The following is a 20,759-nucleotide window of genomic DNA, read 5'->3' as shown; positions in this document are numbered from 1 at the left end:
ATGAAGAACATGTCCCGCCGCTCGTTCCTGGGAAACACGTCCAAGGTCGCCGTCGGCACCGCCCTCGCCACCTCCGCGCTGGGCGCGGTCTCGGTCGGCACCGCCTCGTCCGCCAGCGCCTCCGTCACCTCGGCGAGCGCTCGCCGCGTCGTCTCCAGCGCCTCGTCCCGACGCGGCGCCCCCTACGTCTACGGTGCGGCCGGCCCGTGGCGCTTCGACTGCTCGGGTCTGACGAGCTGGAGCTACCGCCAGGTCGGTCGCTCGATCCCCCGCACGGCCAACCAGCAGTACCGAGCCTCGTACCGCGTCTCGCGCGCTTCGGCTCGCCCGGGTGACCTTGCGTTCCTCACCTCCGGTGGCTACGCCTACCACGCGGCCGTCTACGCCGGCAACGGCATGGTCTGGCACGCACCGCGACCCGGCTCTCGTGTGCAGCTCGCGCGCGCCGGTTCCTCCTACCGCTTCGGCCGCGTCTGATCCGTTCGATCCTGACGCACGCCGCACAGCGCGGCGAAGCCCGCCACCTCCATCGAGGTGGCGGGCTTCGTCGTACGGTAGCGGTGGCTCAGACATTGAACCCGAGGGCGCGCAGCTGCTCGCGGCCGTCGTCGGTGATCTTGTCCGGGCCCCACGGCGGCATCCAGACCCAGTTGAGGGAGTGGCCGGCGACGACGTCCATGAGCGCCGTCGCGACCTGCTCCTCGATGACGTCGGTCAGCGGGCACGCCGCGGACGTCAGGGTCATGTCGATGACGGCGTGCTTGGAGTCGTCGACGGTGATGCCGTAGACGAGGCCGAGGTCGACGACGTTGATGCCGAGCTCGGGGTCGACGACGTCGCGCAGGGCCTCCTTGACGTCCTCGACGTCCGACTCGACGGGCGGGGTGGTTGTCTCGCTCATGCCGTGATCTCCTTGTCGCTGCTGGCGGTGGTGTCGCTGTTCGTGCTGTTCGCGGCGCTCCCGGCGAGGTCGAGGCCGAGCTTGCCGAGCGAATCCTGCAGGGCCGACCACGACAGCAGCGCGCACTTGACGCGCGCCGGGTACTGCGAGACCCCGGCGAGCGCGATCGCGTCACCGATGACCTCTTCGTCGCCGGCGTCCTTGCCCTTGCTCGTCAGCATGCTGCGCGTCGCGCCGAAGACCTCCTGCGCGTCGCGCAGCGTGTGCCCGACGAGGTTGTCGGCGAGCATCGACGCGGACGCGACCGAGATCGAGCAACCGATCGAGTCGTAGCTGACGTCCCTGATGACGGCGTCGTCACCCTCGCCCTCGACGTCGACGCGCAGAGTGATCTCGTCGCCGCACGAGGTGTTGACGTGGTGGCTCTCTGCCCCGAACGGCTCGCGCAGCCCCGCGTGCTGCGGGTGCTTGGAGTGATCGAGGATGAGTTCCTGGTACAGATCCATCTCAGACCTCCAGTCCGAAGATGCTCGGCACGCGATCGAGCGCCGCGAAGAACGCGTCGATGTCCTCGCGGGTCGAGTACACGTTGAAGCTGATGCGGCTGCTCGCGACGGCCTTGAGACGCCGGTGCAGCGGCCACGCGCAGTGGTGGCCGGTGCGGATGGCGACCCCGGCGTCGTCGACGATCTGGCCGACGTCGTGCGGGTGCACCTCGTCGACGGTGAACGCGACGGCGCCCGTGCGGGAAGCGGCATCGAGGGGGCCGAGGACGGTGGTCCACGGCCGGGCCGCGAAGCCCTCGAGCGCGTAGGTGATGAGATCCTGCTCGTGCGCGAAGACGTTCGCCATCCCGAGCGCGTCGAGGTAGTCACACGCTGCGGCGAGACCGATGGCCTGTGCCGCATTCGGCGTGCCCGCCTCGAAGCGCTGCGGTGCGGGCGCGTATGTCGAGCCTTCGAGCCGGACGATCTCGATCATCGAACCGCCGGTGAGGAACGGCGGCATGGCGTTGAGCGTCGTGTTCTTCGCCCACAGCACGCCGATGCCGGTGGGGCCGAGCATCTTGTGGCCGGAGAAGGCGAGGAAGTCGACGTCGAGCTCGCGCACGTCGACCGGCATGTGCGGCACCGACTGGCACGCGTCGAGCACGACCCACGCACCGACCTCACGGGCGATCGCGCTGATCTCGTCGACGGGGTTGATCGTGCCGAGCACGTTCGACACGTGTGAGAAGGCGACGATCTTCGTCTTCTCGCCGACGGTCGCCCGCATCGAGTCGAGGTCGATGCGGCCGTCGTCGGTGATCTCGCACCAGCGCAGCGTGGCGCCAGTGCGGCGCGCGAGCTCCTGCCACGGCACGAGGTTGGCGTGATGCTCCATCGGCGTGATCACGATCTCGTCACCCGGGCCGATGCGCAGCCGCTCGGCCAGCTCCGGGTCGACGCCGTCGAGCGCGCCGTCGAAACCTGCGTTGCTGAAGGCGTACGCGACGAGGTTGAGCGCCTCCGTCGCGTTCTTCGTGAACACGATCTCGTCGGCCTCACCACCGATGAAGCCGGAGATCGTGGCACGAGCCGCCTCGTAGGCATCCGTCGCCGCCTCCGACAACTGGTGCGCACCGCGGTGCACCGCGGCGTTCACCGTCCGGTAGAAATCACCCTCGGCCGTGATGACGGCTTCGGGGCTCTGCGACGTCGCGCCGGAGTCGAGGTAGACCAGCGGCTTGCCGTCGCGGACGCGGCGCGCGAGCACGGGAAAATCCTCTCGCACGCGCGCCGCGTCGAACGAAACGTCAGCCATGATCAGGCCTTGACCTCGCTGCCGACCGCCGCGTTGACGTACCGGTCGTAGCCCTCGGCCTCGAGACGGTCGGCCAGCTCGGGGCCACCCTCCTCGGCGACGCGGCCGTTCACGAACACGTGCACGTGGTCGGGCTTGATGTAGCGCAGGATGCGCGTGTAGTGCGTGATGAGCAGGACGCCGCAGTTCGTCTCCGCCTTGGCGCGGTTCACGCCTTCGGAGACGATGCGCAGCGCGTCGACGTCGAGGCCGGAGTCGGTCTCGTCGAGGATCGCCATCTTCGGCTTGAGCAGCTCCATCTGGAGGATCTCGTGGCGCTTCTTCTCGCCACCGGAGAAGCCCTCGTTGACGTTGCGGTCGGCGAACGCCGGATCCATCTTGAGGTTGCCCATGGCGTCCTTGACGTCCTTGACCCACGTGCGCAGCTTCGGCGCCTCGCCGTCGACGGCTGTCTTCGCGGTGCGCAGGAAGTTGGAGACGGTGACGCCGGGAACCTCGACGGGGTACTGCATCGCGAGGAAGACGCCGGCGCGGGCGCGCTCGTCGACGTCCATCGCGAGAACGTCCTCGCCGTCGAGCGTCACGGTGCCGGAGGTGATCGTGTACTTCGGGTGACCCGCGATCGAGTACGCGAGGGTCGACTTGCCGGAGCCGTTCGGGCCCATGATGGCGTGCGTCTCCCCCGAGTTGATCGTCAGGTTGACGCCCTTGAGGATCTCCTTCGTCCCGTTCTCCGTCTCGACGGTGACGTGGAGGTCGCGAATCTCAAGCGTAGACATGGTGTTTCGTCCTTCGTTCGAAAAGTTGGTGGGTGCGCCGGCGCCAGGCTCAGGCGGGGATGCCGACGAACACGGCCGAGCCGTCGATCTTCGTCGGGTAGACGTTGACGGGCTGCATCGCGGGAAGGCTCATCGGCTTGCCCGTCTCATAGTTGAACTTCGAGCCGTGCAACCAGCACTCGATGCCGTCGTCGTCGACCTCACCCTCGGACAGGGACACGGCCGCGTGCGTGCACGTGTCATCGAGCGCGTGGATGACGCCGTTCGAGTCCTTCGCGAGGCAGATGACGAGGTCGTCGACGTCGACCTTGATCGCGCCGGGCTGCGGGATCTCCTCGACGCTCGCAAGGTTGACCCACTCGACGTTCTCACTCATGCCTGCTCCTCGACGATCTCCTGCGTCGCCGCGAGCTCGGCCTCGATGGCCTGCATGAGCGGGTCGACGACCTCGGGGACACCGATCTTGTTGATGATGTCCGCGAAGAAGCCACGCACGACGAGACGACGCGCCTCGGCCTCGGGGATACCGCGTGCTTGCAGGTAGAACAACTGCTCGTCGTCGAAACGGCCCGTCGAGCTCGCGTGGCCGGCGCCCTCGATCTCGCCGGTCTCGATCTCGAGGTTCGGCACGGAGTCGGCGCGGGCGCCGTCCGTCAGGACGAGGTTGCGGTTGAGCTCGTACGTCTCGATGCCCTCGGCCTCGGCGCGGATCAGCACGTCACCGACCCAGACGGTACGGGCCGTCTCGCCCTGCAGTGCGCCCTTGTACGTGACGAGGGAGGTGCAGCGCGGCGCGTTGTGGTCGACGAACGAGCGGTGCTCGAGGTGCTGACCGGCGTCGGAGAAGTAGACGCCGAGCAGCGTCGCCTCGCCGCCGGGGCCCGCGTAGCGGACGTTCGAGTTCATGCGGACGATGGCGCCACCGAGCGTCACCGCGATGTGGCGGTATGACGCGTCACGACCGACGAGGGCCGTGTGATCGGCGAGGTGCAGCGCGTCGTCGTCCCAGCGTTGGACGGAGACGAGCGTGAGATCGGCGCCGTCCTCGGTGATGATCTCGACGTTGGCCGTCACCTGCGCGGAGCCGGTGTGATCGAGGATGACGAGAGCCTTCGAGTGGTGCTTGGCCTCGATGACGACATGGCCGTTGGCGCGCTTGTCGGCGCCCTCACCGTGGATCGTCAGGCGCACCGGCTGCGTCAGCTCCGCCTCGGCGGGGATGACGAGGTGGCTCGCGTCCTGCGTCAGCGCGTGCGCGAGCACCGACGCGCGGTCGCCCGGCGTCAGGACGGTGCCGCGCGGGGCCTCGCCGATCGCGAGCGTGCCGGTCTCGAAACCCTCACCCTCGATCGTGACGGTGAGCGCGTCGTCGTCCGTGACCTTCTCGGCCAGCAGCGGCGAGAGGCGGTCGACGGGGGTGAAGCGCCACTCCTCCTCGCGCCCGCTCGGCACGCCGAAGTCGGCGACGTCGAACGACTTCTTGCGCTCGGCGCGCGACTGGTCCGGCACGAACCCGCCGTCGGTGTGCTGGCCTGCGAGGGTGGCCTGGGAGGTCTTGCCCAGTTCAGAGATCTCGGCGGTCATCAGCCGACGGCTCCTTCCATCTGGAGTTCGATGAGACGGTTGAGTTCGAGCGCGTATTCCATCGGCAGCTCGCGGGCGATCGGCTCGACGAAGCCGCGGACGATCATCGCCATCGCTTCTTCCTCGGACAGGCCGCGGCTGCGCAGGTAGAACAGCTGGTCCTCGGACACCTTCGAGACGGTCGCCTCGTGGCCCATCTGCACGTCGTCCTCACGGACGTCGACGTAGGGGTAGGTGTCGGAGCGGGAGATCTGGTCGACGAGCAGCGCGTCGCAGACGACGGAGCTCTTCGAGTGTTCGGCGCCCTCGAGCACCTGCACGAGACCGCGGTACGACGTACGGCCACCGCCACGGGCGACGGACTTCGACACGATCGTCGAGCTCGTGTTCGGGGCGGCGTGCACCATCTTGGCGCCGGCGTCCTGGTGCTGGCCCTCGCCGGCGAACGCGATCGACAGCGTCTCGCCGCGCGCGTGCTCGCCCATGAGGAAGACGGCCGGGTACTTCATCGTCACCTTGGAACCGATGTTGCCGTCGATCCACTCCATCGTCGCGCCCTCCTCGCAGGTGGCGCGCTTCGTGACGAGGTTGTAGACGTTGTTCGACCAGTTCTGGATCGTCGTGTAGCGCACGCGTGCGTTCTTCTTCACGACGATCTCGACGACGGCCGAGTGAAGCGAGTCGGTCTTGTAGATCGGCGCGGTGCAGCCCTCGACGTAGTGAACGTACGAGCCCTCGTCGGCGATGATGAGCGTGCGCTCGAACTGGCCCATGTTCTCCGTGTTGATGCGGAAGTAGGCCTGCAGCGGGATGTCGACGTGGACACCCTTCGGCACGTAGATGAACGAGCCACCCGACCATACGGCCGTGTTGAGCGCGGCGAACTTGTTGTCACCGGCGGGGATGACGGTGCCGAAGTACTCGCGGAAGAGTTCCTCTTGCTCACGCAGGCCCGTGTCGGTGTCGACGAAGATGACGCCCTTCTCCTCCAGGTCCTCACGGATCTGGTGGTAGACGACCTCAGACTCGTACTGCGCGGCGACGCCCGCGATGAGGCGCTGCTTCTCAGCCTCCGGGATGCCGAGCTTGTCGTACGTGTTCTTGATGTCCTCGGGAAGCTCGTCCCACGTCGTGGCCTGCTTCTCCGTCGACTTCACGAAGTACTTGATGTTCTGGAAGTCGATGCCCGTGAGGTCGCTGCCCCAGTTCGGCATCGGCTTCTTCTCGAAGAGGCCGAGCGACTTCATGCGCAGCTTCTTCATCCACTCCGGCTCGTTCTTGCGGTCCGAGATGTCCGCGACGATGTCGGGGTTGAGGCCACGCTTCGCGGATGCGCCGGCGGTGTCGGTGTCCGCCCATCCGTACTCGTAGCGGCCGAGGTCGGCAAGACCCGGGTTGAGCTCTTCGATGGTGCTCATCGCTGCTCCTTCTTCTGGTGGGCGTCGGTCTGGTCGGGGGTGTCGAGGTGGCGGCTTACGCCGGGCGCGGCGTGCGGTCCTGGCGGGCCGGCGTCCTGCACTCGTGGCACGGCGGGCGTCGGGATGAACGTCGTGCAGACGTGGTCACCGTGCGCGAGGGAGGCCAGGCGCTGCACGTGCACGCCCAGGACCTCGGAGAACGCGGCACGCTCGGCCTCGCAGAACTCGGGGTGGCTCGCCGCGACGTGCTGCACCGGGCAGTGCCCCTGGCACAGCTGTACGCCGGCGAGCGGGGTTCCCTCCGCGACGGGACGCGTCGAGGCGGCAAAGCCCTGACGGGACAGGGCGCGTGCGAGGGCGTCGGCGCGGGCGTCGGGGTCGTCACCGGCGGCCTCGACGGCGGGACGGACGCTGTGGGCCAGCTCGCGGGCACGTTCCTGCGCGACGGCGACGAGTGCCTGCTCTCCCCCGAGCTCGATGAGGTGCTCGATGACCTGCGAGGCGAGAGCATCGTAGCCGTCGGGCATCGCGCCGTGGCCGGCTTCGGTGAGGACGTAGGCGCGCGCAGGGCGACCGCGCCGGCGTGCACCTGTCGTCGGGGCCTCGCGTTCGGCGATGAGGCCGTCAGCGAGCAGAGCGTCGAGGTGACGGCGCATGGCCGCGGGCGTGAGGTTCATCCGCTGCCCCAGCTCGGCCGCCGTCACGGGGCCGTGCTCGGAGACGGCCGTACGGACGCGTTCGCGGGTCGAGGTGGCCGGTGCCGTTGCGTTCGAGGCCGCCTGCTGCGTGCTCACGTTCGTGGGCGTGTTCATGGTCGACCTCCTTCGCGTGAACGGCTCACACCTAAATTAACAACACCAATGTTGCGTAATTCCCTCGGAGAGTGAAACTGAGGTTCACCTCACCTCGACGCGGGAGTCGACGCGCCCGGGCCCGGCGCCGGGTCGCGCGTAGACTTCACGGGTGCCGAAACTGCCCGCAAGCCCCGACGACGGCGCCGCGAGGGCTGCCGTCGACATCCGCGACGTCACGCACGCCTACTCCGGCAACCCCGCCCTGCGCGGGCTGTCGTGGAGCGCTCCCGCCGGTCGAGTGACGGCCGTTCTCGGCCGCAACGGCGCGGGCAAGACGAGCGTCATCGAGATGGCAGAGGGGCTGCGGCGCCCCGATTCGGGCAGCATCCAGGTGCTCGGGGTCGAACCGTGGAACGCCGATGCCGATCATCGCGCGCGCGTCGGTGTCATGCTGCAGGACGGCGGGCTGCCGATGGGAACCAAGCCGATGGCGCTGCTGCGTCACCTCGCGTCGTTCTACCGCGCCCCCCGCGACGTCGACGAGCTCGCCGCGCGCCTGGAGATCCCGTCGTACAACCGCACGAGCGTGCGACGCCTGTCCGGGGGCCAGCGCCAGCGGGTCGCACTCGCGGCGGCGATGGTGGGGCAGCCCGACCTGCTGTTCCTCGACGAACCCACCGCCGGCCTCGACCCGCACGCCCGCCGCGAGGTGTGGGCGATCATCAGCGACGAACGCGACCGCGGCGCGAGCGTCGTCGTCACGACGCATTCGTTCGAGGAGGCTGAACGCCTCGCCGACCACGTCGTCATCATGAACGCGGGAACGTGCGTGGCGCAGGGCACGCTGGATGCGGTCACCCACGGGCGTGACCTCGAGGACGTCTACTTCGACCTGACGGAGGCCGCGCGATGACCCGCCCCGATTCGACCCCGGCGACGTCGGCGTCCTCGACGACATCGATGGCCGAGGTGCCCTCCAAGCGCTCGATGGCTGCTGACGCGACGACCCGGGCGGCTGCGCCCGGCCGACGGATGCGCGCCCAGGCGGCGTTCGAGGGCCGCACGTTGCTCGCGAACGGCGAGCAGCTGCTCGTCTCCTTGCTGCTCCCGGCGATGGCCCTGCTCGGACTGCACTTCGCCTCGACGCCGGATCTCGGCCCGGGGCGCCGGATCGACCTCGCGACGCCGGGCATCCTCGCGCTCGCCGTGGTGTCGACGGCGTTCACCGGCCAGGCCATCGCGACGGGCTTCGACCGACGCTACGGCGTGCTGCGACTGCTCGGTGTGACGCCCCTCGGCAGCCGCGGCTTGCTCGTCGCCAAGGCGGTGGCGGTCGCCGGTGTCGTCGCGGTGCAGACGCTCGTCCTCGGCGGGCTCGGGCTCGTGCTCGGCTGGCACCCGCACTGGGTGGGCGTGCCGCTCGCCATCGTGTTCCTGCTGCTCGCGTGCTGGGTATTCGTCGCGCTCGCTCTCGTCGTCGCGGGCCGGATCCGCGCCGAGGGTGTCCTCGTCGTCGCAAACCTGCTGTGGGTCCTGCTCGCCGTCGGCGGTGGCCTGCTGCTCGCGACCACGCAGTACCCGTCGTGGTGGGAGCCGATCGCGCGCTTCCTGCCCACCGGCGCGCTCGGCGACGGTCTGCGCTCGGCGCTCACCGGCTCGGGACCGCTGGCGCTCCCCCTCGTCGTGCTCGTCATCTGGGGTGCTGTGCTGACGTTCGCCGCGTCGCGGTTGTTCCGCTGGTCCGACTGAAATTTTCCCTGCTGCGTGGCAAGCGAGCCTGTGCCTAGCGCCCACGTGGCTCCGGCAGGTGGTGACGAAGGTCCCCCGCCCCAGGCGCGCCCGGGCGTCCGATCTGTGATGGGCGCCCACTACGCTTGGATGTCGTGACTCACTCCTCCCCGATGACGTCCGACGCGGCCGTTGGCGCCGCGCCCGTCGCGCCTCCTGAATCTCGTCCCGTCAACCCGTGGTTGAAGCGGCTGTTCTGGCTCAACCTGGTCGTCGAGATCGGCATCGTCGTGACGGGTGGGCTCGTGCGTCTCACCGGTTCGGGGCTCGGGTGCCCGACATGGCCGCAGTGCGTTCCCGGCTCGTACACGCCGGTGCCGGAGCAGGAACAGTCCTGGCACAAGTACATCGAGTTCGGCAACCGGACGCTGACGGGCGTCGTCGGTATCGTCGCCATCGCGCTGTGCCTGGGCATCTTCTTCTGGGCTCGCACGCGTCGTCGCCTGCTCCTGCCCGCCGGGTGCGTCGTCCTCGGCATCGTGCTGCAGGCCGTCGTCGGTGGCATCACGGTTCACATGGATCTCAACCCGTTCATCGTGGCCTTGCACTTCATGCTGTCAATGCTGCTCGTCACGGCGTCCGCGTGGCTCGTGTGGCGTGGGCGCGAGGGCGACGGGCCGAAGCGACCGCTCGTGCCGACGCCCATCGCCGTCGTCGCGAAGATCGCCGCCGTTCTCGCGTTCGTCGTTCTCGTGCTCGGCACGATGGTGACCGGTTCCGGTCCGCACAGCGGCGATGCCGACGAGCCCGCCCGCACCGGGTGGGACGCGCGGAGCGTCGCGTGGCTGCACGCCGACGCCGTCATGCTGTTCTGCGGGCTCGTCGTCGCCGTCCTGCTCTCGCTGTTCGTCCTGCGCAGCCCTGCCACCACGCGACGCACCTGGATCGGCCTGCTCGTCATCACTCTGCTGCAGGGCGTGCTCGGCTACGTCCAGTACTTCACGGGCGTGCCGTGGGTGCCGGTGCTGTTCCACATGCTCGGCGCGTGCCTGCTCGTCACGTGGATGACCTGGGCCCTCTGCTCCCTGCGCGAGCGCCCCTGAGACGCCTGCTCCGCCGACTTCCCCTCCACCACGACCCGTCTCATCGCTGGCGGCGGCAATCGTCGGACTTGACCAGGTGGCCGCGAATGTGGACGAAAATCGCAGGCGTGGACATGAATCGCGAGTGTGTCCACCGGACGACGAAGCGGGCCTCACCAGATGGTGGGGCCCGCTTCGTCAGTGAGTCGATGCGTGTCGGTGACTCGGTGTGATCAGCGGATGACCGCGTAGTACCAGATCGGGTCGAGGGCGACGCCGATGAACAGCAGCGTCAGGTAGCTGATCGAGTAGTGGAACAGGCGCATCGGCTTGAGCACCGAGTACGGGGCGCCTTCCTTCGCGCGCTTGAGCAGCATGTGCGCCTCGAGCAGGAACACGGCGCCGGAGACGACGGCGATGACGGCGTAGATCCATCCCATGGGCGCGATCGGGATGAGCGCGAGCGACGTCAGCACCGTCACCCACGAGTAGGCGACGATCTGCTTGCCGACGGTCACGTCCTCGGCGATGACGGGCAGCATGGGGACGCCGGCGTTCGCGTAGTCGTCCTTGAACCGCATCGACAGCGGCCAGTAGTGCGGCGGCGTCCAGAAGAAGACGACGAGGAAAAGCACGAGCGCCGACCACGACACCGAGTTCGTGACGGCGGACCAGCCGATGAGCACCGGCATGCATCCGGCGACGCCGCCCCACACGATGTTCTGCGACGTGCGGCGCTTCAGCAGGATCGTGTAGAAGCCCACGTACAGCACGATGGCGCCGAGCGAGAGCCATGCGCTCAGCCAGTTGACGAGCAGCCCCAGCCACAGTGTCGCGGCGACGCCGAGCACGAGGCCGAAGATCAGCGCGGCCCGCGGCGTGATCGCCCCCGTGACGAGCGGTCGCCCCTCGGTGCGGTGCATGAGCTTGTCGATGTCGCGGTCGAGGTAGCAGTTGAGCACGTTCGCCGAGGACGCCGACAGCGTGCCGCCGACCAGCGTCGCGACGATGAGCCATGCCTCCGGTACGCCGCGCTCGGCGAGAAACATCACCGGGAACGTCGTGACGAGCAGCAACTCGATGATGCGCGGCTTCGTCAGCGCGATGTAGTCGCCGATCTTCGCCTTGAGCGAGCGGTCACCGACGGGGCCTGTGGCCTCGCGGTTCGGCACGGTCGTGTCCTGTTCGAGCGCTGTCACGGTGTCCTTCATCGGTGCGATCGGGGCAGGCGGACGAGGGTCCGTCTCAGGCCAGTCTACTCAGGGTGACTCGCGACCTCGACGAGGACTAGGCTCGCCTCGAGTTCGATTCCGACACGAAGGAGCCAGACCCGTGACCACGGATCAGTCCACCCCCGAGCGTTCCGACGCACTCGCCCTGCCGAAGGCTGACAAGGCCGGCTGGAGCGACATCGACGTCCGGGCCGTCGACACGGCCCGCCTGCTGGCCGCCGACGCTGTCCAGAAGGTCGGCAACGGCCACCCTGGCACCGCGATGAGCCTGGCACCCGTCGCCTACCTCATCTACCAGAACCTCATGACGTACGACCCCACCGACACCGAGTGGATCGGCCGCGACCGTTTCGTCCTGTCCTGCGGTCACTCCTCGCTCACGCAGTATGTCCAGCTCTACCTGTCCGGTTCGGGCCTCGAGCTCGACGACCTGAAGGCGCTTCGCACGTGGGGTTCGAAGACCCCCGGCCACCCCGAGGTGCACCACACCAAGGGCGTCGACATCACGACGGGCCCGCTCGGATCGGGCCTCGCCTCCGCCGTCGGCATGGCGATGGCGCAGCGCCGTCAGAAGGGCCTGTACGACCCGAAGACGCCGGCCGGCGAGTCGCCGTTCGACCACCACGTCTACGTCATCGCCTCCGACGGCGACATCATGGAGGGTGTGACGGCCGAGGCCAGCTCCCTGGCCGGTCACCAGCAGCTCGGCAACCTGACCCTCGTCTATGACGAGAACTACATCTCGATCGAGGACGACACGAACGTCTCCTTCTCCGAGGACGTCGCCAAGCGCTACGAGTCGTACGGCTGGGACGTGCGCGTCGTCGACTGGCGCGCCTCCGCGAAGGACGGCGGCAAGTACACCGAGGACGTCGACGCGCTGTTCGAGGCGATCGAAGAGGGCAAGAAGGTCACGGACAAGCCGTCCATCGTCATCCTGCGCACGATCATCGCCTACCCCGCGCCGACGAAGCAGAACACGGGCAAGGCCCACGGTTCCGCGCTCGGTGAGGACGAGATCAAGGCGACGAAGGAGCTGCTCGGGTTCGACCCGGAGCAGACCTTCGAGGTCGACGACGCCGTCATCGCGCACACCCGCAAGGCGATCCAGCGCGGACAGGCCGCTCACGCCGAGTGGACGAAGAAGTTCGACGCGTGGAAGTCGGCCAACCCCGAGGCGGCGGAGCTGCTCGAGCGCGTCCAGGCCAAGAAGCTGCCGGCGAACTTCGACGAGGTCCTCCCGGTCTTCGAGGCCGACGCCAAGGGCATCGCCTCGCGCGCCGCGTCCGGCAAGGTGCTCAACGCACTCGCCGACGTCGTGCCCGAGCTGTGGGGCGGTAGCGCCGACCTCGCCGGCTCGAACAACACGACGATGGACAATCAGCCGTCGTTCATCCCCGAAGAGCGTTCGACGAGCACGTGGAAGGGCAACCCGTACGGCCGTACGCTGCACTTCGGCATCCGCGAGAACGCCATGGGCATGATCCTCAACGGCATCGAGCTCGAGGGCCTGACGCGCGCCTACGGCGGCACGTTCCTCGTGTTCTCCGACTACATGCGCCCCGCGGTGCGCCTCGCCGCCATCCAGCAGATCCCGTCGACGTTCGTGTGGACGCACGACTCGATCGGCGTCGGTGAGGACGGCCCGACGCACCAGCCGATCGAGCACCTGAGCGCGCTGCGCGCCATCCCGAACCTCAACGTCGTGCGCCCCGGTGACGCGAACGAGACGGCTCAGGCGTGGAAGAAGATCCTCGAGACGACGGATGCCCCGACCGGCCTCATCTTGAGCCGTCAGGAGCTGCCGACGCTCGACCGCTCCGAGTTCGCATCCGCCGAGGGCACCACCAAGGGCGGCTACGTTCTCGCCGACAGCGAGGGCGAGCCGAACATCATCCTCGTCGCCACGGGGTCGGAGCTGTCGCTCGCCGTCGAGGCGCGGAAGGAACTCGAGGCCAAGGGTGTTGCCACCCGTGTGGTCTCCATGCCGTGCCGCGAGTGGTTCGACGCACAGGACGACTCCTACAAGGAGAGCGTGCTGCCGAAGAACATCAAGGCGCGCGTCGCCGTGGAAGCCGGCCACCCGATGAGCTGGTACGACATCGTCGGCACGGACGGTCGTGTCGTCGGCATCGACCACTTCGGCGCCTCGGCCGACGCCAAGACGCTGTTCACCGAGTTCGGCTTCACGCCCGCGAAGGTCGTCGAGGCCGCCGAAGCATCCATCGCAGCTGTCGAAGGAAAGTGATTCATCCATGACTCAGAACGCCAACACCCAGGCCTTGTCCGACGCGGGCGTCTCCATCTGGCTCGACGACCTCAACCGTCCGATGGTCACCGGTGACGAGCTGTCGAAGCTCGTCGAGACGAACAACGTCGTCGGTGTCACCTCGAACCCGACGATCTTCGCGACGGCCCTGTCCGACGGCTCCGCCTACAACGAGCAGGTCGCCGAGCTGGCAGCAGCCGGCCAGGGCGTCGACGAGGCCGTCTTCGCGATCACGACGAAGGACGTCATGGCCGCGTGCGACATCCTGCGCCCCGTCTACGACGCGACGAACGGTGAGGACGGGCGCGTCTCCATCGAGGTCGACCCGCGCATGGCGCGCGACACCGAGGGCACCGTCACCATGGCGAAGCAGCTGTGGGAGACGATCGGGCGCGAGAACTGCATGATCAAGATCCCGGCGACGGTCGAGGGTCTGCCCGCGATCAGCGCCGTGCTCGCCGAGGGCATCAGCGTCAACGTCACGCTGATCTTCTCCCTCGACCGCTACCGCGGCGTCATGAACGCCTTCCTCACCGGCCTCGAACAGGCCCGTGAGAACGGCAAGGACCTGTCGAAGATCCGCTCCGTCGCCTCCTTCTTCGTCAGCCGCGTCGACACCGAGTTCGACGCGCGTCTCGACGCCGTCGGCACCGACGAGGCGAAGGCCCTCAAGTCGAAGGCCGGCATCGCCAACGCGCGCCTCGCCTACCAGGCGTTCGGGGAGGTCTTCTCGACGCCGCGCTGGCAGACCCTCGCCGACGACGGCGCGCACGTGCAGCGTCCCCTGTGGGCCTCGACGGGCGTCAAGGACCCGAGCCTGCCGGACACGCTGTACGTGACCGAGCTCGCCGCGCCGAACACGGTCAACACGATGCCGCCGAAGACGCTCGCCGCGCTCGCCGACCACGGCACGGTCGAGGGCGACCGCATCTCCGGCACCTACGACGAGGCGAAGGCGACGATGGACGCCCTCGAGCACGCCGGCGTCTCCTACGCCGACGTCGTCGACAAGCTCGAGACCGAGGGCCTCGACAAGTTCGAGAAGTCCTGGGAAGAGCTGCTCGGCTCCGTCCGTTCCGAACTCGAGAAGGCAGGCGAGAACAAGTGACCTCCTCCGGTGTCAGCCTCGGCACCGTGGGTGCCGGGGCGGCAGCGATCGACGCTGCCGTCCCGGCGCTCGTCGCCGAGAAGTTCGCGAGCCGACTCTTCGCGCAGGATCCCACGCTGTGGGGTTCCGACGCCGAGTCCGAAGCCGCGAAACGACTGTCCTGGGTGGGCCTCGCCCGCTCATCCCGTCCTCTCGTCGGTGAGATCGCCGCGCTGCGCGAGAAGTTCACCTCCCAGGGCCTGACTCGCGTCGTCCTGTGCGGCATGGGCGGTTCGTCGCTCGCGCCGGAGGTCATCTGCGCGACCGCGGGTGTTCCGCTCGTCGTGCTCGACTCCTCCCAGCCCGACATGGTGCGCACCGCCCTCGCCGAGGACCTCGAGCACACCCTCGTCGTCGTCTCGTCGAAGTCGGGCTCGACGGTCGAGACCGACAGCCAGCGTCGCGTGTATGAGCAGGCGTTCGAGGACGCGGGCATCGACCCGACCGAGCGCATCGTCATCGTCACCGACCCGGGTTCGCCGCTCGACGAGAGCTCGCGTGCCGGCGGCTTCACCGTCGTCAACGCCGACCCGAACGTCGGCGGGCGCTACTCGGCTCTGACCGCCTTCGGTCTCGTCCCCTCCGGCCTCGCCGGCGCGGACGTCGAGGCCCTGCTCGACGAGGCCGAGTCCGTCACGGACCTGCTCGCCGAGGACGACGGGGCCAACCCGGGCCTACAGCTGGGCGCCGTGCTCGGGGGCACCTCTCCCCTGCGCGACAAGGTGATCCTCGCCGACGCCGGGACGCAGATCCCGGGCTTCGGTGACTGGATCGAGCAGCTCATCGCCGAGTCGACGGGCAAGGACGGCAAGGGCCTGCTGCCCGTCGTCGTCGGGCGTGACGAGCCCTCGAGCCTCGCCGCGGACGAGAACCTGGTCCTGCTCACGGCCGAGGACGACGAGCGCACCCCTGAGGGCGACTCCGTCACGACCGTCTCGGGTTCGCTGGGCGCGCAGATGCTGCTGTGGGAGGTCGCGACGGCCGTCGCCGGCCGCCTCATCGGCATCAACCCGTTCGACCAGCCGGACGTCGAGTCGGCGAAGGCCGCGGCGCGCGAACTGCTCGACGCGGGCATGGGCGCCGCTGATGCTCCTGCGTTCGTCGACGGCGCCGTTGAGGTTCGCACGGCGGGCCCCGACTTCCTCGCGGGCGCCGACACGCTCGATGCGGCGCTCCAGGCGCTCGTCGCACAGCTGACGCCGACGGGTTACCTCGCCGTCATGGCCTACCTCGACCGTCTCGCCGACACCGAGCTGGCCGCGACGCGCGCGCCGCTGCAGAGTGCGCTGGAACGACCCGTCACCTTCGGGTGGGGCCCGCGCTTCCTGCACTCGACCGGCCAGTACCACAAGGGCGGCCCGGCGAACGGTGTGTACCTGCAGATCACGACCGTCCCCGGCGAGGATCTCGCCGTGCCCGGGCGCGACTTCACCTTCGGGCAGTTCTGCGATGCGCAGGCCGGTGGTGACGCCTCCGTCCTCGCCGACCACGGCCGGCCCGTCCTGCGGCTGCACCTCGCCGACCACGACGCGGGCCTGAAGCAGGTCGTCGCGGCCCTGACGAAGATGTCCGGAGGCGAGGCTCGGTGACGCCGCCGACGGAGATCTCCAAGGGCCACAACCCCCTGCGTTCCAAGGAGGACAAGCGCCTGCCCCGCATCGCCGGGCCCTGCAGCGTCGTGCTCTTCGGCGTCACGGGTGACCTCGCCCGCAAGAAGCTCATGCCGGCCATCTACGACCTGTTCCACCGTGGTCTGCTGCCACCCGGTTTCTCCCTCGTCGGCTTCGCCCGACGTGACTGGGAGGACCAGGACTTCATGCAGATCGTCAAGGAGTCGGTCAAGGAGCGTGCGCGCACGGGCTACGACGAGGAGGTCTGGACCAACCTCGCCGACGGCATCCGTTTCGTCCAGGGCACCTTCGACGACGCCTCCGCCTTCGAGAACCTGGCGAAGACGCTCAAGGAACTCGAGGACAGCCGCGGCACCGAGGGCAACACGGCCTTCTACCTGTCGATCCCCCCGGGATCGTTCGCGCAGGTCTGCGAGCAGCTCGAGACGGCCGGCCTGACGAAGCCGAGCGAGACGAAGCCGGACGCGTGGCGCCGCGTCGTCATCGAGAAGCCCTTCGGGCACGACCTCGAGAGCGCGCGCGAGCTCAACGCGATCGTCGAGAGCGTCTTCCCGCCCGACTCGATCTTCCGGATCGATCACTACCTCGGCAAGGAGACGGTGCAGAACATCCTGGCGTTCCGTTTCGCCAACCAGATGTTCGAGCCGATCTGGAACAACAACCACGTCGACCACGTGCAGATCACCATGGCCGAGGACATCGGCATCGGTGGCCGCGCGGGCTACTACGACGGCATCGGGGCGGCGCGCGACGTCATCCAGAACCACTTGCTCCAGCTGCTCGCCATCACGGCGATGGAGCAGCCGCTGACCTTCGACGCGAAGGATCTGCGCACGGAGAAGGAGAAGGTGCTCGCCGCGGTGAAGCTGCCGCAGGATCTCGCGGCCTCGACGGCTCGCGGGCAGTACGCCGAGGGCTGGCAGGGCGCGGAGAAGGTGCCCGGCTTCTTGCAGGAGGAGGGCATCAAGCCCGACTCGCAGACCGAGACGTACGCCGCCGTCAAGCTCGGCATCAACACGCGGCGTTGGGCGGGTGTGCCGTTCTACCTGCGCACCGGCAAGCGACTCGGCAAGCGCGTCACCGAGATCGCCGTCGTATTCAAGAACGCGGTGACCCCGTTCGACGAGAACCAGACCGAGGAGCTCGGCCGCAACGCCATCGTCATCCGGGTGCAGCCCGACGAGGGCGTCACGATGCGGTTCGGTTCCAAGATTCCGGGCTCGAACGGCTTCGAGGTGCGCGACGTGACGATGGACTTCGGCTACGGCTCGGCGTTCACCGACTCGAGCCCGGAGGCGTACGAACGTCTCATCCTCGACGTGCTGCTCGGCGATCCGCCGTTGTTCCCGCGGCACGAAGAGGTCGAGTTGTCGTGGAAGATCCTCGACCCGATCGAGAACTTCTGGGCCTCGATGGATGCGCAGCCCGATCAGTACGAGTCGGGCACGTGGGGGCCGCAGAGCTCTGACGACATGATGGCCCGCGACGGACGCCACTGGAGGATGCCGTGATCGTCAACCTGGACAAGACGTCGACGACGGAGATCTCCAAGAAGCTCGTCCAACTGCGCAACGAGGTCGGCTCGATGACGATCGGGCGTGTCATGACGCTCGTCGCCGTCTGCCGCGGTGAGGACGTCGAGGAGTCGCTGCACGTCGCGGCGGAGGCCACGCGTCTGCACCCGAGTCGCATCATCGCGCTCGTCGCCGACCCGGATGCCGCCGACGCGTGGCTCGACGCCGAGATCCGTCTCGGCGGCGACGCCGGTGCATCCGAGATCATCGTGCTGCGTCTGCACGGTGACCTCGCGCAGCACGGCGCGTCGGCCCTGACGCCGCTGCTGCTCGCCGACTCCCCCGTCGTCGCGTGGTGGCCGATGGAGGCCGACGAGAACATCGGTGAGACCCCGATCGGTCGGATGGCGCAGCGTCGCATCACCGACGCGTCGCTGTCGGCCGACCCGCGCAGCGAGATCCTGCGCCGCGCGATGCACTACACCGCCGGCGACACGGACATGGCGTGGGCCCGGACGACGCGCTGGCGCGGCCTGCTCGCGGGGGCACTCGACGTGCCGCCGTACGAGCCGGTCACGAAGGTCATCGTCACCGGAGCGAGCGACTCGGCCTCCACCGACCTGCTCGGCGGCTGGCTCGGCGTCGAACTCGGCTGCCCGGTCGAGCGTCGACTCGGTGAACCCGGTCTGGGCCTCATCAGCGTCGAGCTGGAGCGTGCTTCCGGCCCGATCCTGCTGACGCGTCACGGTGAGCAGGCGATCCTGAGCCAGCCCGGCCAGCCGGACCGTCAGATGGCGCTGCAGCGCCCGGACGCGGTCGCATCCCTCGCCGAGGAGCTGCGGCGCCTCGACAAGGACGAGGTCTACCGTGACGCCCTCGTGCGCGGCCTGCCGAAGCTCGCCGCCGAGGACGACGCGTGAGCGCTGCGAACGTCGAACGACGCGTGGCGGCGACGAAGGCTGATCTGGCCGACGCGATCGCCGAACGCCTGCGGGAGGTCATCGCCGACGCGGTGGCCTCCCGGGGCGTCGCCCACGTCGTCCTGACGGGCGGGTCGATGGGTGAGGCGAGTGCGCGAGCTCTCGCCTCCCTCGACGACATCGACTGGGCGCACGTGCACCTGTGGTGGGGCGACGAACGGTTCCTGCCCGCGGGGGACGCCGAGCGCAACGAGACGCAGGCTCGGGTGGTGCTCATCGACGTCGTCGGCGTGCCCGCGGCGAACGTGCACGCCATGGCGGCGTCGGACGGCCCGGACGGTGACGACCTCGACGCGGCCGTTGCGCGTTACCGCGACGAGCTGGCCACGGTGGCGCCACGGTTCGACGTCGTCATGCTCGGGATGGGTCCGGACACGCACGTGGCGTCCCTGTTTCCCGGGCACGCGACGACACGCGTCGACGACACGAGCGTCGTGGCGGAGAACGACTCCCCCAAGCCGCCGCCGCAGCGCATCAGCCTCACCTTCCCTGCGCTCAACGCGGCGCGCGAGGTGTGGCTCATGATCGCAGGGGCCGACAAGGCAGACGCGGTGCGCGCCGCGTCGACTTCGACGGATCGAACCGCTCACCCGGCCTCCGGCGTACACGGACGCGAACGCACGATCTGGTGGCTCGACGAGGCGGCAGCCGGGCCCGGCGCCTGAAGCACCCATCCAACGCGACGAAGCTCGTCACCTCCCGCTGGAGATGACGAGCTTCGTCGCGTCGGCGCTCATGGGCGCCGATGGAATCCGTCAGTTGAAGCGTTCGACGAGCCCCAAGCCGATGATGGCGAGGATCCAGATCGTCGCAGCGCCGACGGTGATGCGGTTGAGGTTGCGCTCAGCGCGCGAGGATCCGCCGAGGTTGGCGCCGGAGCCACCGCCGAACATGTCGGACAGACCGCCGCCGCTGCCCTTGTGCATGAGGATCAACAGCACGAGAAACAGGCTGCTCAGCACGAGCAGGCCCTGCAGCAGGATCTTGACAATGTCCACGAAGAAATCTCACCTCACGACGGGGCGGGCGTGAGCCCGCGCGAAATCAGCCCCCAGCGTACCGCGTGCCCGAGCCTCAGGCGTTCTGGTAGGTGCAGATGCCGATGAAGTCGTCAGCGACGAGCGACGCGCCGCCGACGAGGGCACCGTCCACGTCGTCCCCGGCCATGATCTCCGCGACGTTGCCCGGCTTCACCGAGCCGCCGTAGAGAACGCGGACCTTGTTCGCGAGTTCCTGGTCGAACGCGTCGGCGAGGGCGACGCGGACGGCGGCGCACACCTCCTGAGCGTCGGCGGGCGTCGCGACCTCGCCGGTGCCGATGGCCCACACGGGCTCGTAGGCGACGACGAGCGTCGACGCCTGCTCGGGCGTGAGACCGGCGACGGCGGCGCGCACCTGGGCGACGCAGTGCTCGACGTGCTCGCCCGCCTGACGGACCTCGAGCGGCTCACCGACGCACAGGATCGGCGTGAGGCCGTGACGGTACGCGGCCTCGACCTTCGCGCGGACGATCTCGTCCGTCTCACCGTGGTACTGACGGCGCTCGCTGTGACCGACGCACGCGTAGGTGCAGCCGAGCTTCGCGAGGAATGCGCCCGAGATCTCACCGGTGTACGCGCCCTCGTCATGCTGCGACAGATCCTGTGCGCCGTAGACGAGCTTGAGCTTGTCGCCGTCGACGAGCGTCTGCACCGAACGCAGATCGGTGAACGGCGGCAGGATGGCGACCTCGACGGCCCCGAAGTCGTGGCGCTTGTCCTCCAGGCCCCACGCGAGCTTCTGCACGAGGTGAGTGCCCGCGAGGTGGTCGAGGTTCATCTTCCAGTTGCCCGCCATGAGCGGCGTGCGCGTGTTCTTCGTCGAAGCCATGCCGGCTTCCCCTTTCACGTTGATCGGA

The 20,759-nt window shown here is 68.7% G+C and carries 21 protein-coding genes; 10 read left to right on the top strand and 11 right to left on the bottom strand.

Features of this window, described 5'->3' with window-relative positions:
* Complete coding sequence (locus DYE07_RS01795) at nt 1–477, top strand: C40 family peptidase (protein ID WP_083603764.1); 477 nt, start codon at nt 1–3, stop codon at nt 475–477.
* An 88-nt stretch (nt 478–565) separates the two neighbouring features.
* Here DYE07_RS01795 and DYE07_RS01790 read toward each other — a convergent pair whose 3' ends face one another.
* Genes DYE07_RS01790 through DYE07_RS01755 form a run of 8 tightly spaced genes read right to left on the bottom strand, consistent with a single transcriptional unit; the run spans nt 566 to nt 7,297 of the window.
* Entirely contained in the window at nt 566–901 is a 336-nt protein-coding gene (locus DYE07_RS01790) for a metal-sulfur cluster assembly factor (protein WP_006945372.1), read from the bottom strand.
* On the bottom strand, nt 898–1,407 hold the full coding sequence (gene sufU, locus DYE07_RS01785; RefSeq protein ID WP_115296209.1) for a Fe-S cluster assembly sulfur transfer protein SufU: 510 nt from the start codon (nt 1,405–1,407) through the stop codon (nt 898–900). The genes DYE07_RS01790 and sufU overlap by 4 nt, the downstream gene beginning before the upstream one ends.
* A gap of 1 nt (nt 1,408) precedes the next feature.
* Nucleotides 1,409–2,704, bottom strand: coding sequence for an aminotransferase class V-fold PLP-dependent enzyme (locus DYE07_RS01780; protein WP_115296208.1), 1,296 nt, complete (start codon nt 2,702–2,704; stop codon nt 1,409–1,411).
* Nucleotides 2,705–2,706: 2 nt separating this feature from the next.
* A complete protein-coding gene (sufC, locus tag DYE07_RS01775) occupies nt 2,707–3,483 on the bottom strand; it encodes a Fe-S cluster assembly ATPase SufC (protein ID WP_038568278.1) in 777 nt (258 codons plus the stop codon).
* Nucleotides 3,484–3,532: 49 nt separating this feature from the next.
* Nucleotides 3,533–3,859 carry a non-heme iron oxygenase ferredoxin subunit gene (locus DYE07_RS01770; protein WP_006945472.1) on the bottom strand — a complete coding sequence of 109 codons (327 nt, stop codon included), beginning with the start codon at nt 3,857–3,859 and terminating at the stop codon, nt 3,533–3,535.
* Nucleotides 3,856–5,067, bottom strand: coding sequence for a Fe-S cluster assembly protein SufD (gene sufD, locus DYE07_RS01765; RefSeq protein WP_006945352.1), 1,212 nt, complete (start codon nt 5,065–5,067; stop codon nt 3,856–3,858). Before sufD ends, DYE07_RS01770 begins: the two co-directional genes overlap by 4 nt.
* A complete protein-coding gene (gene sufB / locus DYE07_RS01760; protein ID WP_115296207.1) occupies nt 5,067–6,485 on the bottom strand; it encodes a Fe-S cluster assembly protein SufB in 1,419 nt (472 codons plus the stop codon). Before sufB ends, sufD begins: the two co-directional genes overlap by 1 nt.
* Nucleotides 6,482–7,297 (bottom strand): helix-turn-helix transcriptional regulator, encoded by an 816-nt coding sequence (locus tag DYE07_RS01755; protein WP_074045300.1) that lies wholly within the window; start codon nt 7,295–7,297, stop codon nt 6,482–6,484. The genes sufB and DYE07_RS01755 overlap by 4 nt, the downstream gene beginning before the upstream one ends.
* A gap of 151 nt (nt 7,298–7,448) precedes the next feature.
* On the opposite strand from DYE07_RS01755, the gene DYE07_RS01750 reads away from it, so the two are divergent.
* The 3 genes from DYE07_RS01750 to DYE07_RS01740 all read left to right on the top strand — a co-directional run bounded on the left by DYE07_RS01750 (nt 7,449) and on the right by DYE07_RS01740 (nt 10,110).
* Complete coding sequence (locus DYE07_RS01750) at nt 7,449–8,192, top strand: ABC transporter ATP-binding protein (RefSeq protein ID WP_115296206.1); 744 nt, start codon at nt 7,449–7,451, stop codon at nt 8,190–8,192.
* On the top strand, nt 8,189–9,028 hold the full coding sequence (locus DYE07_RS01745) for an ABC transporter permease (RefSeq protein ID WP_083607145.1): 840 nt from the start codon (nt 8,189–8,191) through the stop codon (nt 9,026–9,028). The genes DYE07_RS01750 and DYE07_RS01745 overlap by 4 nt, the downstream gene beginning before the upstream one ends.
* Nucleotides 9,029–9,162: 134 nt before the next feature.
* On the top strand, nt 9,163–10,110 hold the full coding sequence (locus DYE07_RS01740; RefSeq protein ID WP_237723727.1) for a COX15/CtaA family protein: 948 nt from the start codon (nt 9,163–9,165) through the stop codon (nt 10,108–10,110).
* A gap of 212 nt (nt 10,111–10,322) precedes the next feature.
* On the opposite strand, the gene DYE07_RS01735 is transcribed toward DYE07_RS01740, so the two are convergent.
* Nucleotides 10,323–11,300, bottom strand: coding sequence for a heme o synthase (locus DYE07_RS01735; RefSeq protein WP_074045298.1), 978 nt, complete (start codon nt 11,298–11,300; stop codon nt 10,323–10,325).
* 121 nt (nt 11,301–11,421) lie between these two features.
* Here DYE07_RS01735 and tkt point away from each other — a divergent pair, with 121 nt between their 5' ends.
* The 6 genes from tkt to pgl are packed head-to-tail and all read left to right on the top strand — an operon-like array spanning nt 11,422 to nt 19,527.
* Complete coding sequence (gene tkt / locus DYE07_RS01730; RefSeq protein ID WP_074045297.1) at nt 11,422–13,569, top strand: transketolase; 2,148 nt, start codon at nt 11,422–11,424, stop codon at nt 13,567–13,569.
* Between the two features lie 7 nt (nt 13,570–13,576).
* Nucleotides 13,577–14,698, top strand: coding sequence for a transaldolase (gene tal / locus DYE07_RS01725; RefSeq protein WP_115296205.1), 1,122 nt, complete (start codon nt 13,577–13,579; stop codon nt 14,696–14,698).
* Nucleotides 14,695–16,326: a glucose-6-phosphate isomerase gene (locus tag DYE07_RS01720; RefSeq protein ID WP_115296204.1), complete on the top strand. Its 1,632-nt coding sequence runs from the start codon at nt 14,695–14,697 to the stop codon at nt 16,324–16,326. Before tal ends, DYE07_RS01720 begins: the two co-directional genes overlap by 4 nt.
* Nucleotides 16,323–17,879 (top strand): glucose-6-phosphate dehydrogenase, encoded by a 1,557-nt coding sequence (gene zwf, locus DYE07_RS01715; RefSeq protein ID WP_115296203.1) that lies wholly within the window; start codon nt 16,323–16,325, stop codon nt 17,877–17,879. The genes DYE07_RS01720 and zwf overlap by 4 nt, the downstream gene beginning before the upstream one ends.
* The gene (locus DYE07_RS01710) at nt 17,876–18,802 is read left to right on the top strand and encodes a glucose-6-phosphate dehydrogenase assembly protein OpcA (protein WP_006945474.1); all 927 of its coding nucleotides are present in this window, start codon (nt 17,876–17,878) and stop codon (nt 18,800–18,802) included. The genes zwf and DYE07_RS01710 overlap by 4 nt, the downstream gene beginning before the upstream one ends.
* A complete protein-coding gene (pgl, locus tag DYE07_RS01705) occupies nt 18,799–19,527 on the top strand; it encodes a 6-phosphogluconolactonase (RefSeq protein WP_006945379.1) in 729 nt (242 codons plus the stop codon). Before DYE07_RS01710 ends, pgl begins: the two co-directional genes overlap by 4 nt.
* 90 nt (nt 19,528–19,617) lie before the next feature.
* Here pgl and secG read toward each other — a convergent pair whose 3' ends face one another.
* Nucleotides 19,618–19,860, bottom strand: a complete 243-nt coding sequence (gene secG, locus DYE07_RS01700) for a preprotein translocase subunit SecG (protein WP_006945467.1) — start codon at nt 19,858–19,860, stop codon at nt 19,618–19,620.
* A 76-nt stretch (nt 19,861–19,936) separates the two neighbouring features.
* Nucleotides 19,937–20,731 carry a triose-phosphate isomerase gene (gene tpiA, locus DYE07_RS01695; RefSeq protein WP_006945363.1) on the bottom strand — a complete coding sequence of 265 codons (795 nt, stop codon included), beginning with the start codon at nt 20,729–20,731 and terminating at the stop codon, nt 19,937–19,939.
* Nucleotides 20,732–20,759 lie beyond the last annotated feature (28 nt).

It is taken from the genome of Dermacoccus nishinomiyaensis, assembly GCF_900447535.1.
Classification (GTDB): Bacteria; Actinomycetota; Actinomycetes; order Actinomycetales; family Dermatophilaceae; genus Dermacoccus; species Dermacoccus nishinomiyaensis.
Note: the sequence above shows the minus strand (reverse complement) of the source record. Positions and strands in the feature narration are given on the sequence as shown.